Source organism: Pantoea sp. SM3 (assembly GCF_000963995.1).
Taxonomy (GTDB): domain Bacteria; phylum Pseudomonadota; class Gammaproteobacteria; order Enterobacterales; family Enterobacteriaceae; genus Pantoea; species Pantoea rwandensis_B.
The window spans coordinates 54856-68101 of the sequence record NZ_JZRD01000017.1 but is presented as its reverse complement, the minus strand read 5'-3'; the positions used below and the strand labels follow the sequence as shown (position 1 = coordinate 68101).

At 52.0% G+C, this 13246-nt stretch carries 16 protein-coding genes; 9 read left to right on the top strand and 7 right to left on the bottom strand.

Translation table 11 applies throughout. From position 1 onward, the window contains the following. Positions 1-161: 161 nt before the first annotated feature. Positions 162-842: a hypothetical protein gene (locus VI01_RS11115; protein ID WP_045815144.1), complete on the bottom strand. Its 681-nt coding sequence runs from the start codon at positions 840-842 to the stop codon at positions 162-164. Positions 843-1432: 590 nt separating this feature from the next. Between VI01_RS11115 and VI01_RS11110 the strand changes: the two genes are divergently transcribed. After that, positions 1433-2131, top strand: coding sequence for a phosphohydrolase (locus tag VI01_RS11110; protein ID WP_045815143.1), 699 nt, complete (start codon positions 1433-1435; stop codon positions 2129-2131). A gap of 76 nt (positions 2132-2207) precedes the next feature. After that, the gene (locus VI01_RS11105; RefSeq protein WP_034824521.1) at positions 2208-2456 is read left to right on the top strand and encodes a hypothetical protein; all 249 of its coding nucleotides are present in this window, start codon (positions 2208-2210) and stop codon (positions 2454-2456) included. A gap of 45 nt (positions 2457-2501) precedes the next feature. On the opposite strand, the gene VI01_RS11100 is transcribed toward VI01_RS11105, so the two are convergent. Continuing rightward, a complete protein-coding gene (locus VI01_RS11100) occupies positions 2502-4103 on the bottom strand; it encodes a methyl-accepting chemotaxis protein (protein ID WP_045815142.1) in 1602 nt (533 codons plus the stop codon). 122 nt (positions 4104-4225) lie between these two features. Next, positions 4226-5626, bottom strand: a complete 1401-nt coding sequence (dcm, locus tag VI01_RS11095; RefSeq protein ID WP_045815141.1) for a DNA (cytosine-5-)-methyltransferase — start codon at positions 5624-5626, stop codon at positions 4226-4228. A gap of 127 nt (positions 5627-5753) precedes the next feature. Between dcm and VI01_RS11090 the strand changes: the two genes are divergently transcribed. Next, on the top strand, positions 5754-6230 hold the full coding sequence (locus VI01_RS11090; RefSeq protein WP_045815140.1) for a very short patch repair endonuclease: 477 nt from the start codon (positions 5754-5756) through the stop codon (positions 6228-6230). A gap of 153 nt (positions 6231-6383) precedes the next feature. Here the strand turns inward: VI01_RS11090 and VI01_RS25925 are convergent, their stop codons facing one another. Next, positions 6384-6512: a Vmc-like lipoprotein signal peptide domain-containing protein gene (locus VI01_RS25925; RefSeq protein ID WP_353604531.1), complete on the bottom strand. Its 129-nt coding sequence runs from the start codon at positions 6510-6512 to the stop codon at positions 6384-6386. A 75-nt stretch (positions 6513-6587) separates the two neighbouring features. Between VI01_RS25925 and VI01_RS11080 the strand changes: the two genes are divergently transcribed. From VI01_RS11080 to dgcQ, 4 genes are all read left to right on the top strand, one after another. After that, positions 6588-7499, top strand: a complete 912-nt coding sequence (locus VI01_RS11080; protein WP_038646314.1) for a DUF808 domain-containing protein — start codon at positions 6588-6590, stop codon at positions 7497-7499. 36 nt (positions 7500-7535) lie between these two features. After that, positions 7536-7670, top strand: coding sequence for a hypothetical protein (locus tag VI01_RS25835; protein ID WP_255253243.1), 135 nt, complete (start codon positions 7536-7538; stop codon positions 7668-7670). Between the two features lie 180 nt (positions 7671-7850). Beyond that, on the top strand, positions 7851-8030 hold the full coding sequence (locus VI01_RS11075) for a YodC family protein (protein WP_034824498.1): 180 nt from the start codon (positions 7851-7853) through the stop codon (positions 8028-8030). A gap of 132 nt (positions 8031-8162) precedes the next feature. Then, complete coding sequence (gene dgcQ / locus VI01_RS11070) at positions 8163-9815, top strand: cellulose biosynthesis regulator diguanylate cyclase DgcQ (protein ID WP_045815139.1); 1653 nt, start codon at positions 8163-8165, stop codon at positions 9813-9815. On the opposite strand, the gene VI01_RS11065 is transcribed toward dgcQ, so the two are convergent. The 3 genes from VI01_RS11065 to yodD form a co-directional block, all read right to left on the bottom strand. Next, the gene (locus tag VI01_RS11065) at positions 9812-11032 is read right to left on the bottom strand and encodes a glycosyl transferase (protein WP_045815138.1); all 1221 of its coding nucleotides are present in this window, start codon (positions 11030-11032) and stop codon (positions 9812-9814) included. The genes dgcQ and VI01_RS11065 overlap by 4 nt on opposite strands. 23 nt (positions 11033-11055) lie before the next feature. Then, the gene (locus tag VI01_RS11060; protein WP_045815137.1) at positions 11056-11853 is read right to left on the bottom strand and encodes a mannosyl-3-phosphoglycerate phosphatase-related protein; all 798 of its coding nucleotides are present in this window, start codon (positions 11851-11853) and stop codon (positions 11056-11058) included. 362 nt (positions 11854-12215) lie between these two features. Beyond that, positions 12216-12449: a YodD family peroxide/acid resistance protein gene (gene yodD / locus VI01_RS11055; protein ID WP_045815136.1), complete on the bottom strand. Its 234-nt coding sequence runs from the start codon at positions 12447-12449 to the stop codon at positions 12216-12218. Positions 12450-12767: 318 nt separating this feature from the next. On the opposite strand from yodD, the gene VI01_RS24920 reads away from it, so the two are divergent. Together VI01_RS24920 and dsrB are read left to right on the top strand one after the other, a co-directional pair. Beyond that, a complete protein-coding gene (locus VI01_RS24920; protein WP_034824466.1) occupies positions 12768-12926 on the top strand; it encodes a YqaE/Pmp3 family membrane protein in 159 nt (52 codons plus the stop codon). A gap of 67 nt (positions 12927-12993) precedes the next feature. Next, positions 12994-13188: a protein DsrB gene (dsrB, locus tag VI01_RS11040; RefSeq protein ID WP_034824463.1), complete on the top strand. Its 195-nt coding sequence runs from the start codon at positions 12994-12996 to the stop codon at positions 13186-13188. The last annotated feature ends 58 nt before the right edge of the window (positions 13189-13246 follow it).

The window sequence follows — 13246 nt, the reverse complement described above, 5'->3', positions numbered from 1 at the left end:
CACTCTGCAGGGCGGAAAGGGTTATCCTGGCGCGACAAAAAAGAAAATGCCAGCGCAGAATCAAAGCCGTGTATTCAATCAGTTACTACAGGATTTTTCTGTGATTAAGATGGCAAAGCAGGAAAATTGCCCTCACCCAGGCGGGTAAGGGCTGAAGACAATTAACTCTCGCGATCAACGCGTTGAAACTCGATCACCCATACCCACGGGTTCACTTCCCAACTGGTGGCGCCATACTGCTTCTGCCACGCTTTACGATAGGCTTCTTTCGGCGATTCTGCGTTCATGTTCATCGTGAAGAAGTTATTCAGGAAGTGCGTATCTGTTTGTACGCCTTCAGCCATGATGTCATCTTCACTGATGTCTTGAATCTTTTCAGCACGTACCGAGGTAATCGCCAAATCAATACGGCTGGCCCAGCGCGGCATATGAATCGCCGTTTGCCAGCCAAACTGCTCGGCGTGCTCCACATCTTCATCCAACTGACCCAGTTCATTGCTGTCGGAACGATATTGACAGAAAGCCGGGCTACGGAACGGCAGTGGATCGCGTTCATATTCGGCGAGTTGCTCTTCTGGCACGATGGGGCCGCGCCAGGTTTCACGCACCCACAATCGGTCACCCGCCTGGCCAAACGGGCAGTGAGAGCTGACATCTGCCATCGACATCAATTTATAGCCATGCAAATGGTTGGCGCTAACGTCAAATGCATGCACGCCTTCGTGATGATCCTGGCCTGGGCCAAAAGCCTGGGTTTTCATAATGCGCCGGGTTTGCGTCTGCTGGCCAACCAGCAGGGCGCGGACCCGCTGTTCGGAAAAAAGAATCGGCCGTTCTTTCATTACGTACCTCATGTAGTGTTACTCACCCGGAAAACTTCGACGAATCACCCGCATCAGCAGATGTGAGAGTTAGCATAATGGGTTTGAATCAATTTGCTTAATAATTTGTCGCCTCAGTATCAGGCTATTCCTGCATATTCCGGTTTTAAAAATGGCGCTTAAGCAAAATACATGCTGGAAATGCCTTCTCAGGCGAGAGAGAACCAGAAATATCCCCTATACAGTACGTTATAACGGCCTGCATGGGAATCTTTTCAGATTTTCCCGTGAGTGTTTATCGCTTTTACCTTGTGATAGTTAGCATCATTAACTGGAATAATTCAAAAGCGTGAATACTGTTGATGGTGGAAATAGATTACGCCTGTTTAACAGAGTTTTTTAACTGCAATGACGCTAAGGAAATGCCTAAAACGTGATCTCCGCTGGGAAAGCGACATTAACAGCGCTATAACAAGATCGGGATCGCATTTTTACGCTTTGCACATCCAGGACGGATGTAAAAAAAGTGTCACGACCAGACCGCTATGATGTCCCCAGGAGCAGCACCCTGAATTGGCGGTGCTTTTATAACAGCAATAAGGAGAAGCACGATGTCACTCACCCGCTGGCAACAACGCTACGAGAACTGGCTGCAGCAAAACTGGCTGCACGATGATAAAGCCCATGATATCGCGCACCTGCGTCGTGTCTGGATGAGCGCCACGCGCATCATGCAGCACAGTGCAGCCGATCCTATGGTGGTCCTCACCGCCTGTTACTTCCATGACGTGGTTAACCTGCCCAAAAACCATCCAGAGCGCCATCTGGCTTCCACCTATGCGGCTGAAGAGACACGCCGAATTTTGCAGCAGGACTTTCCGGACTTCCCACAGGAATTGCTCGAGGGTGTCGCCCATGCTGTCCAGGCGCACAGTTTCAGCGCACGCATCACGCCACTGACATTGGAAGCAAAAATTGTTCAGGATGCCGATCGCCTCGAGTCTTTAGGTGCTATCGGCCTCGCACGCGTTTTCTACACGGCCGGAGCGTTGGGCCGTCCGCTGTTTGACAGTGAAGATCCATTAGGAAAAGAACGTGAATTAGACGATGTGAAATGGACGCTGGACCACTTCCAGAAGAAACTTTTACGCTTGCCCGAAACCATGCAAACCGAAGCGGGGCGCATGCTGGCGGAGCATAATGCGGATTTCCTGGTGCACTATATGGCTAAGCTGTGCGCGGAATTGCAGGGCAATCTCACCAGCATTGATGAGTCTATATTAAGGGATTTCAGCCCTATACACTCTTAATATTAAATTTTTATGACAGTCTGTTAACTTTCATCTTCTTCCGCTACGTTGTTGTAAATCAAAAGGGAGTATGAAGATGACCGAGACCGTTAACTTAACCATTAAAATTGACCCGGCGCTGAAAGAGCACATCAAACAGTTAGCCGCCGATAACCAAATCTCCATGAGTCAGGAGATCGTTAACCGCCTGCAGGCCAGTTTACATGCGGTTGAGCAACCGGCCGTCGATAGTCTAAATACCGAAGAAGCGGTCGCTGAACAGCTCTCCGCGTCTGAACTGAAGCAGGTACGTGCACTGCTGAAGAAAGGCAAAAAGAAAAAATAAGCGATATAAAAAACCCGTCATTGACGGGTTTTTTTATCTTTGTACTTAAGCGGCATCGACGCGGAATTGCTGTGCCCGCTGGGCGAGGCGATCAGAGAGTTCACGCAATTGTGTAGCCGAATTGACCTGATGGGCGTTGAGCGCTTCGTTTTGCTGTAGCTGGTTACTCATCTCCACCACTTCGTGCGCAATTTTACTGACGCGGTGACTTTGCGCAGTGCTATTTTGCTGCAACTCATCGAGTTGCGTTACGACTCCCGACACCGCGCCGCTGATTTGTGTAAACAACACTTCCAGCGCTTTCACTTTGTCAAAACCATCATTCACATGCTGCTGGGTGTGCTGAATTAAACCATCAATCTGACGGGTTGATTCACCACTCTTTTGCGACAGCAGTCCCATCTCTTTGGCGACAACGGAGAAACTACGACCGTACGATCCGGCGTGGGCGGATTCAATCGCGGCATTCAACGACAGCAAACGGGTTTGCATCGACAGGCTATCCAGCATGCCGACAATTCCGGCGATATCGCCCGAAGCTGTAACGATCTGCTGCATTTTGAGTTCCATATTGTCGACTTCCGTGGCGCAGTTGCGCATCAGGGCATCGGCAGACTGCGCCTCCTGTGTGGCCTGCTGCGAGAACTGCGCACCAATTTCGACTTCTTCAGACACGCGATGTAAACGCTGTGACAGATGATGGAAGCTGGCATTCTGCGCCTGATGTTGTTGCATGACTTGTTCGTTATGCTGCTGCATATCTTCTGCACCGGCCGCCACGCTGACCGCAACAGTATTAATGTCACTGACAATCTGCTGCAGACCTAAGCGCATCGACTCGATCGACTGAAACAGCTGGCGCGTCTCCAGGCACTGGCGACGCGGCGTGTCATGGCTCGGTACCAGGTCACCTGTGGCAATCTGTTCCAGCTGTCGGTTGGCGCGTCGTAGCGGCAATAGCACGCCGCGCATCAGCAGGCTGGAGGCCAGCACCAGTAGCGCCATCAAAATGGCACTGACGATCAGCGACATATTGCGACTCTGCTTTAGCGTACTGAGGGTATTTTGATTCACGCTGCTCAACTGGTGGTTAGCTTGTTCAATCTCGCTGAACCAGGCATCGTTAAACTGCTGCTGGAATGCCTGCATCGGCACCATAAAGAAGGCATTGATGTCATTGGCCGCTAACCCTTTCAACTGCTCTTGCAAACCTTCCGCTAACATTGCAAAGCCCTGAGCCAGCGGGCTGTCCGCTTTAGCATGGTAGGCGGTGAACAGTGCCTGGGCTTTTTTTAACGAATCATCAGAGGCGGCCGCCAGACTTTTCCAGCTGTCGACTGAGCCGCTTTGCTGATCCTGCATTAAATAGATACCGGCACGGTGGCTGTTATCACTGGCGGTGAGCAACTCGATACGTGCTTTATCCAGCAGGGCCAATCTTTCCCGCAGTTGATTGGCTTGCTGGAGTGAAATTTGCGACTGATTAACGTGATTACTGAGCAGCAGTACGCCCGCGAACTGCAGTAAACAAAACAGCACGATAAACAGCAAAAACTGGCTGCGCAGGCTGGTCAGCCAAAGCGGCATACGCCAGGTAAGACGAGTACGTAAACGCAGCGGTAACGAGATTACAGAAAGGAGTGACATCTAACGCCCCCAAAAATAAAAAGGAGTATTGGGAGCGGGCGTGACAGTTCGGTGACAGAGGACGCGATTCAGCGCAAAACAGCATAATGCGCGTCCCTAAAGGAAATTATGGCCCCGTGGCGCTAAGCGTTTTGGCTAAGATGCTGTTCGATAAGTGGCGAAAGTAGCTTTGCCACAGCAGCAAAAACCGGCACCACCACGGAGTTGCCAAATTGCTTATAAGCCTGGGTATCCGAGACCGGAATACGAAACTGGCTTTGTCCCGGCGCCTCAAATCCCATCAGTCGGGCGCATTCGCGCGGTGTTAACCGACGCGGACGCAGGGCCATATTGCTGGCGTGCTGGAAATCCGCTTCACCTTGCGCCTGATCCCAGCCGCGATCGATCAAGATTTCAGAACCGTCTTTATAGTAGCGCGCTGACAGGGTGCGTACGCATACGTTGGGATTACGGGGATCGTTAAGACCAAAGCCGAAGCCATTACCTTTGGCCTTGTGTTTTTTGGCGTATTGATAGAGATAGTTCCACAGTGTCGGTGACAAGGTGTACTTCGCGTCCGGTGTCGGCTCAAGCAAACTCTGCAGCGTGGGTACCTGCTGCGGATAGTGTTGAGAGAGCGCGCGCAGTGAAAAGCCGTCGCTCAATCCGGTGTCACGCCGAATACCCACCAGCACAATACGTTCGCGATGTTGCGGCAGAAAATGGCGCGCATCTACCACTTTTGCATCCGGTGTCGCGCTGTCGGCGGCATCGGCAACGTCGTATCCGAGTTCGTCCAGCGTCGCCATGATGATGGCAAAGGTGCGTCCTTTGTCGTGGCTCTTGAGGTTTTTCACGTTCTCCAATACGAAGAACGGTGGCTTTTTGGCAGCCAAAATCCGCGCCACATCAAAGAACAAGGTGCCTTGTGCTTCACACTCGAAACCGTGTGCACGGCCTAACGCATTTTTTTTGCTGACGCCGGCCAGTGAAAACGGCTGGCAGGGAAAGCCCGCCAGTAGCACCTGATGGTCCGGGATGGTTTGGTCGATATGCTGATAAATCGCCTGCTCGTCAGCGAGTCCTGCGGGCTGCGTCACCAATCGGATATCACTGTTGAACTGGTGTCGTTGCGGATCGCTATAGTGATTGGCTTTATACGTGCGTACCGCTTCTTTATTCCATTCACTGGTGAACACGCACTGGCCGCCAATCTGTTCAAAGCCGCGACGAATCCCACCGATACCGGCAAACAGATCGACAAATTGAAATTTAGGCGCGGCGTAATGTGCAGGGCGCGAAGGCAGTAACTCTTGCAGGCTGCTGACTTCACGGCTGGAAAGCGCAGGCACGCTGCTTTTACCCTGGCGAATGCGATTCAGACGCGGCACGCTCCAGTCGCATCCGCCCGCTTCGGTTAAGGTGTGCACCACATCGCGTGCGGCATAGATATCGAGAACCTGCAATAACAGCGATGTGGCGTCATCCGAAGGGGCAGAAAATGAGGAGGGTGAAACCGTCGCGGCGGGATCGATAGCAAGCATGCGTTTTTCCTTAACAGTGAAGCCGCTATGCTATCACTCCTCGCGCCTTCACACACTTGTTGCGCGTGCCTTTCGCTTTTACGCCAAACCGCTAAAGTTGAAAGAGCCTCATTAAAAAGGAGACGCCATGGTCGACGTCCACTCGCAAGCCATTCGCAGCAAAAATATGCGTGCCATTCGCAATCAGGACACGGCGATAGAGCAGCGTATCGCGTTGATTTTAAAAGATCGTGGCTTTAGCTACCGTGTGCAGGATAAAGCGTTGCCGGGTCGGCCTGACTTTGTCCTGCCACAGGAACGAGCGATTATCTTTGTCCATGGCTGTTTCTGGCATCGCCATCACTGCTATTTGTTCAAGATGCCTGCGACGCGCACCGAGTTCTGGAATGGCAAAATTAACAGCAATGTTGAACGTGACCGCCGTTATATCGGCCAATTACAACAAAGCGGCTGGAAAGTGCTGATTGTCTGGGAATGCGCGCTGCGCGGTAAATTGCGCCTTGAAGACGAGGCGCTGATTGAACGACTGGAAGAGTGGCTGCTGGCCGCTACGCACAGTGGCGAAATCGATCATCAAGGCTTGCGTCACTATCGCTTTGAATAGCGTGTGATTGTTGCTTTTAGCCGCCATAACGGTTTAGATCTTCTCTTTCTCTGGGACGCGGAATCGAGCCATGAGCAGCATCAAACTGACTGTCAAACGCCTGTATCAACTCCGTGATGAGCGGATGGTGAACACCCACGCAACGGCACGCATTTATTTGGGCGAGCAACTGGTGGCCACCGAGGAGATCAGCGGAATGACGGAAAGTCCGGTGAGCAAATATGTGCACGCTGGCGATCTTGCCGGGCAAACACTTCGCGTCGAATGGGACTGTGCGGGCATCGCTGATATGTCAGTGACGGCGGTTGAGCGATGCCCCTGTTGTCAGGATCACGAACCGGAATAAGGATAACTATTTTGGCAGGAACCAGTTTACTCACGCTTCTGGATGACATTGCAACGCTGCTTGATGATATTTCAGTGATGGGCAAGGTCGCGGCAAAGAAGACCGCTGGCGTATTGGGGGATGATCTCTCACTCAATGCGCAGCAGGTCACCGGCGTAAAAGCCAACCGTGAATTACCCGTGGTCTGGAGCGTAGCGAAAGGCTCTTTTCTCAATAAATTAATCCTGGTACCGCTGGCGCTGATTATCTCGGCGTTTGCGCCCTGGCTTATTACACCGCTGTTGATGCTCGGCGGCGCTTACCTTTGCTATGAAGGCGTGGAAAAGGTGCTGCATAGCCTGAATCACGATAAGGCTGAAAGCAGTCCGGAGGCACGTCAACAGCGTCTGGACAAGCTGGCGCAGCAGGATCCGCGCCAGTTCGAAAAAGACAAAGTGAAAGGCGCTGTACGCACCGATTTTATTCTTTCAGCGGAAATTGTGGCGATTACCTTAGGGATTGTCTCTGAAGCACCGCTGCTGAATCAGGTACTGATTCTGGCGGGGATCGCGATTCTGGTCACGATTGGCGTTTACGGCATCGTGGCGATGATCGTGAAAATCGACGACCTCGGGTACTGGCTGCGGGAAAAATCCTCCACGCTGGCGCAGGCGATCGGCAGTGCGCTATTAGCCCTGGCGCCCTGGCTGATGAAGGTGTTATCGGTGGTGGGTACGGTAGCGATGTTTCTGGTCGGTGGCGGCATCATTGTGCACGGTATTGCCCCGTTACATCATGCCATCAGTGAGTACAGCAGCGGCTTCCATGGCGTTATCTCCGCCTTGCTGAGCAACGGTGCCAATCTGGTACTCGGCTTTATCATTGGGTCGATCGTGCTGTTGGCGGTAAATCTGGTTGCGAAAGTGCGCGGTAAATCGGTATAAAGCGCAGGAATTTATCAATCACGGGTCAGGAGAACGATGATGAACGACGATATGTTTGAATTTGATATCGATGCGCAGCTGGAACAGGCTGAAGCGAAAGCAGCTGAAAAAGCCAATGAAGTCCCGGCTGATATCAGTGATGAAGCAGACTGTGAAGGTTGCAAAATCTGATTTTCCCACCCGGGAAAGCATTCAAAGCCGATAATAATTTTTATCGGCTTTTTTTATAAACAACATTTTACACTGCTTATTCCGATTTCGTCACAGTAATAACATTATCCTATAGGCACAAATGGGGTTCAGCTGCTATAACTTTATTCGTTCATTCAACGGAAAAAGGGAGGGCGCGGTATGACCTTTGCGATCAGTGACGAAGTTCAGCATAAAGAGGGCGGACCCACGATGGTGGTGACCGGCTATGCCAGCGGAATGGTAGAGTGTCGTTGGTATGATGGCTACAGCGTGCGCCGTGAGGCGTTCCGTAGTGACGAACTGAGTCACTTATCCGGAGCGCGCCAGCTGGCCAGCTAAGCGTGTGCGGGACGGTGATGCCGTCCCGTTGCGTTTTTTACCTATTTGATTTTCCTTTGATCCCTGCCTGTACGACTTTTCTCCTGCTGACTACACTTTTCGCATCCGCCCTTTACCGAATAACTGTTGCCCATGCCCACTTCGCCTTTGACGCCACGCACAGGTAATCCTTTTTTACCGGTGCATCTCTGCTTTCTGGCGGTCTTTTTGTTCTCTGCTTTTCTCACCGTGCATGAAGCGATTGAACTGAAAAATAACTATGAAGCACGTCAGCGCGCACAGTTGGCTGAAATCCAGAAAAACCTCGACAGTCAGTTTCAGGAAAGTATCGATGAGCTGATGTTTTACGAGAAAATGCTCAACTATGCGTTGATGCATCCGCTCGATTCGAGCCAAACGCGCGAAGCGATTACCCGCTTTGAGCAACTGCGCCAGCAAACCACCTGGCAATTAAAGTTGGCCAGCCTGCGCAGTATGCCGCTCAATGGGGTGAGTGACAGTTGGCTGGCGCGTGATCCCTTGCTGCTGCGAAAAAACGATCAATTGATTGCAGAACTGCGCGCTGCAATGGAATTCAGCTTTATCATGCAGTTCAGCGATCCCGCTCAGGATTTTCACTCACGCTTTTGGTATATCTCGCGCGCCGGTTTCTTTATCAGCTCACGTCCGCCGCAAAGCCCGCAAGAGCTGGAAGAGAGTTATAGCACCATGACGCAACGTCCCTATTTTCGCGACCAGGCACCCAATAATCCGTCGCATGCCAGGTTGCGCTGGACGGAAGCCTATCAGGGTGAATTCAACGAAGGGCTGATGATGACGGTAAGCACGCCGATCGTCAGTAATGGTTATTGGTATGGTGTGCTGTCAATGGATTTCACCCAGTCACGCATCCATGCGTTGATGGCCGAAGCACGACACAGCTTGCTGCAAGGCAAGCTGCTGATAGTAGACCGCTCGCTGAAAGAAATCACCCGCTTGCATGCACCCAACGATGAGCCGCTGACGCCTGAACAGCAGGCGCGTCTGGAGAGCCGAATCCGGCAACTGCCCGGTGGTGTCATGCGCCTTGGCACTCAGTTTGCCAGTTGGAGCAAATTAAAGAATGTGGACGCGTATATCGTTAATATTCAGAGCCTGAGGCAGGGGATGTCACAGGAGCTGGGCCGCGTTTCACTCTTCTTACTCAGCATGTGGCTGCTGTTTGTTCTGCTGCTGCTGGTGGCGCATCAGGTCATTATTCGTCTGGTACGTCGTATGGACGATCTTTCCGCCCAACTCACCTGGCGCGCCAACTACGACGGTATGACGCGACTACTCAATCGTAATGCGTTTTTTGAACAGTTTGTCGCGATCTCTGCCCACTGTCAGCAGCAGCAAACGCCGCTTGCGGTGATTCAGCTGGATGTCGATCACTTCAAGAAAGTGAACGATACCTGGGGCCATGCGGCGGGCGATCAGGCGCTGATCAGAGTGGCAGGCGTGATTAGTCATACACTGCGCAAATATGATGTGGCGGGTCGTATTGGTGGGGAGGAGTTTTGCATCGTGTTGCCGGAAACCACGCTGGCGGATGCGATTGCCGTCGCTGAGCGCATCCGTACGCGTTTAGCGGCAAAAACCATTCTGGTCAATTGTAATTCGACGTTCAACATCACTCTGTCAGCTGGCGTGACCGGCAGTGAGGAGCAAGGCGATTATCATGCGGAGAGCCTGCAAGCCACCGCCGATCGCCGCCTGTATCTGGCGAAAACCGGCGGTCGCAACCGCGTGGTAGCAGAAGATTAAACGTTGCCTTCGTTATCCTCTTCCACTGCCTGATAAATGCGCTGCAGAATATCCGGGAAAGCCGATTGCACGCGGCTCCAGCTCGGAATGAAAGGTTTTTCATTAGGCCGCTCAATAAAGGATTGTCCGGCATCGAGTATCGCCTGCGTGAACATCTCGACCGCCGCTTCCTCAATATGCTGATCGAACTTCAGGCCATTCATTGTCGCTTCGTGGTTGTAAATCTCCATCATATCCAGCGCGTTGCGATAATAAGTGGCTTTGAGCACCCGGAACGAATCACTGGTGAGCGGCACGCCCATGGTCGCCAGCTTACGCAGCAACGATTGCACAATATCATTGCTCATACGTTTCAGGCCGCCGGTGCCATCTTCTTCTGCCAGCGGCTGATGCTTGTGATCGTAGTTATTGGCAATCTCCACCTGACAGGTTTGTCGCGTGGTGTAGTTGCGGTAAATCTCCGATAGCACGCCAATTTCCAGCCCCCAGTCGCCAGGAATTTTGATGCCGTTCAGCACATGGGTGCGCATGGCAAATTCGCCGGAAAGTGGGTAGCGGAAGCTGGTAAGGTAATCCAGATACTCAGAATGGCCATACACTTTTTGTAGCGAACGCAGTAACGGGCCTACCAGCAAGCGACCCACGCGGCCATTCAGTTTGCCGTCCGCAACGCGCGCATAGAACCCCTTACAAAATTCGTATTGAAACGAGGGGTTGGCGAGCGGGTAGAGTAAGCGCGCCAGCATGCTGCGCTCATAGGTGACGATATCGCAGTCATGCAGCGCCACGCACTGGGTGCGATCCGAGGCGAGCGTATACCCGGTGCAGAACCACACGTTACGCCCTTTGCCCGGCTGGCTCGGCGACAACCCTTCTTTATCCAGTTCAGCATCCAGCGCTTTCAATCGCGGGCCATCATTCCACAGGATGCGATGGCGTTGTGGCAAACGAGAAAAGAACTCACGAGCAAAGAGAAACTGGTCGCGGTCAGCACGGTCGAGGCCAATGACGATCTCATCCAGATAAGGCACTTTAGCCAGCTCATTGACGATGTTATCCAGCGCCGGACCCTCCAGTTCTGAGAACAGGGAGGGCAGAATCAGCCCCATTTTGCGTTTGCGCGCGAAACGTACCATCTCTTTTTCCAGCGATTCAACGCTGCGTTGGGTGAGATTATGAAAGTTAGTAATGACACCATTTTGGTAAAAATCACTCATTTTCTCATCCTTAGGTCAGAGGGTTATTCGGGTTGCGCGAGAAAATAGTCCAGCCCTTCACGCCAGCCCTGCGGGCCGACATGCGCGGTGTGATAGACATTCTGTTGATCGCGCCGTGAGAGGATCACCGGGGTTTTACTGAATCCTTTAATCACCACGGCATAATCCACCTGCTCCAGCATCGGCACATCATTGGGGCCATCGCCGAGGCCGATGGTGGTGCGCTTCTCCCCGGTGCGTTGTTCGAGATGCTGCTGGAGTTGATGCAATGCAATGCCTTTACCGCAGCCCGCTGGCATCACATGCCAGAATCGTCCTCCCTGGGTGAGCGCCAGGTTGTGTTCCGCCAGCGCCGCGCGAAAATCATCCAGCTTTTCGCCATCATCGCGCCAAAGTATGACTTCTGAAGCATCGCGCAAGCGGCTCTGGCTGGCTTCGGCCAGTGTTAATCCGGTGAAGCGGGCCACGTCCGCATCACTGAAGTCGTGAAAACCGGTGAAACGGAAGGTGGGTTGTAGTGTTTTCAATGAGCGGCACAGCGCAAGATAGTTTTCGCCCGGTTCCTCCGCTGCAATCTGCTCGCCATTAAAAGCGATAAACGCCCCGTTTTCAGCGATGAAAGGGGTACCGGAAAGACCCAGGCGTTTCTGTAAGGGGATCATTTCAGCGGCCGTTTTACTGGAACAAAACACCACGGGAATCGCATGCTGTATGAGGCGCTGCAACCATTCACTGGCAGCATCCCAGTTGTAATCATGATGATCTAACAGCGAGCCATCGAGATCGGTCACAATCATCAGCGACGAGTTAAGTCTGAGCATCAACACACTCCTTACGCCAGGCGCGTCCGTAAAGCAGAGACTAATCAGTATAATGGCGTTATGGCAATCACACTTTTATGCGAGTGGCTCACGTCAACTTCCAGGATAAATCTTAAATCAACAGGGTGACGATTAGGGACGTGCACACATTGCGCATAAAAGAAACACAGTAGGCACACGGTGTTTTCGGTAACAAATGGGGAAGGTCATGCTTTTTTGTTCGTTTTACACGCAAGATTGGGACTTGTCTTGTGTTGACTAAAGCGTAGTCTGACTCAGGTGTTAAGAATTTCCTGGTGTAACGAATTTACTGAATTATTTTACCCGGCCATCCCGCCGGGTATTTTTTTATGAAATCGATTTCAACGGTTAACTTCAGTGATCGAGAAGTCACGGATATCGAGTTCAAATGCCTCAGCCAGTTCGATGTAAGAGTCATAGGATTCGCCATTCACTTTCACCCGGTGAGCGTGTTCCGCTTCCATAAACTCTTTTACCTCGCCTGAGGTTTTCTTCTGAATCGCTTCCAGCAATGCTTCAACGTCGATGTTCACTTCGCGCTGCACATTGTCACTGTACTCTTTTGCGGTTGTCATAGTCGGCCTCCCAGAGGCGATGAGATTCTTTATCAGTATAGACAACGGGGAGAATGGGCAGGAAAGGGCGGATTTCAGGCAAAAAAAAGCCCGCGCTGCGCGGGCAAAAATCCTTGTTACTTTTAGGTTGACTGCGCCTTTGGGGTTGGTGCAGTACGAAGAAGTGTACGGGCTGCCCGCGTCAGAAGTCTCTCTGCGTACTGTTAAGAAAGTGAAAAGCCGCGTTCTGACAGAACTTTACCCACCTGTCATCTCATTAATTGAATCAGAGGCTATGCTTAGAGCTTGACGATAAATAAGTGATATCAGGGAGTTAGTATGGATTTTATTCGAATTGTAATTGCGATTTTACTGCCACCGCTGGGTGTATTTCTGCAGGTGGGCTTTGGCGGCGCCTTCTGGCTGAATATCCTGCTCACGTTGTGCGGGTATATCCCGGGCATTGTGCATGCCGTGTGGGTAATCGCCCGACGCTGATCCGGATCAGGCAGCCGCCATTTTCTTCCGTTACACTGTATTCAGGACAATATCTGGAGAGTAATCAATGCAGGTGAATGACCGCGTAACGGTAAAAACCGATGGCGGCCCACGTCGCGTGGGTACGGTACTGGCAGTTGAAGGCTTTAACGAAGGGACCATGTATCTGGTGGCGCTGGAGGATTATCCGCTGGGGATTTGGTTCTTTAATGAAAGCGACCATGCGGAAGGGGTATTTGTTGAGCCCTACGAGGAAGCTTAAGACTGCGTAAAAAAATCAGGTGCACATAAGGTGCACCTGATGCGTATCACCCCCTGCC

Bases quoted from the DNA above. Each gene is read 5' to 3' on its own strand.
- VI01_RS11100 (WP_045815142.1), bottom strand. From the start codon at position 4,103: ATGTCACTCCTTTCTGTAATCTCGTTACCGCTGCGTTTACGTACTCGT.
- VI01_RS11105 (WP_034824521.1), top strand. From the start codon at position 2,208: ATGACCGAGACCGTTAACTTAACCATTAAAATTGACCCGGCGCTGAAA.
- VI01_RS11115 (WP_045815144.1), bottom strand. From the start codon at position 842: ATGAAAGAACGGCCGATTCTTTTTTCCGAACAGCGGGTCCGCGCCCTG.
- VI01_RS24920 (WP_034824466.1), top strand. From the start codon at position 12,768: ATGGATTTTATTCGAATTGTAATTGCGATTTTACTGCCACCGCTGGGT.
- yodD (WP_045815136.1), bottom strand. From the start codon at position 12,449: ATGACAACCGCAAAAGAGTACAGTGACAATGTGCAGCGCGAAGTGAAC.
- VI01_RS25835 (WP_255253243.1), top strand. From the start codon at position 7,536: ATGATGAACGACGATATGTTTGAATTTGATATCGATGCGCAGCTGGAA.
- dgcQ (WP_045815139.1), top strand. From the start codon at position 8,163: ATGCCCACTTCGCCTTTGACGCCACGCACAGGTAATCCTTTTTTACCG.
- dsrB (WP_034824463.1), top strand. From the start codon at position 12,994: ATGCAGGTGAATGACCGCGTAACGGTAAAAACCGATGGCGGCCCACGT.
- VI01_RS11060 (WP_045815137.1), bottom strand. From the start codon at position 11,853: ATGCTCAGACTTAACTCGTCGCTGATGATTGTGACCGATCTCGATGGC.
- VI01_RS11110 (WP_045815143.1), top strand. From the start codon at position 1,433: ATGTCACTCACCCGCTGGCAACAACGCTACGAGAACTGGCTGCAGCAA.
- VI01_RS11065 (WP_045815138.1), bottom strand. From the start codon at position 11,032: ATGAGTGATTTTTACCAAAATGGTGTCATTACTAACTTTCATAATCTC.
- VI01_RS11090 (WP_045815140.1), top strand. From the start codon at position 5,754: ATGGTCGACGTCCACTCGCAAGCCATTCGCAGCAAAAATATGCGTGCC.
- VI01_RS11075 (WP_034824498.1), top strand. From the start codon at position 7,851: ATGACCTTTGCGATCAGTGACGAAGTTCAGCATAAAGAGGGCGGACCC.
- dcm (WP_045815141.1), bottom strand. From the start codon at position 5,626: ATGCTTGCTATCGATCCCGCCGCGACGGTTTCACCCTCCTCATTTTCT.
- VI01_RS25925 (WP_353604531.1), bottom strand. From the start codon at position 6,512: ATGCCCGCACAGTCCCATTCGACGCGAAGTGTTTGCCCGGCAAGATCG.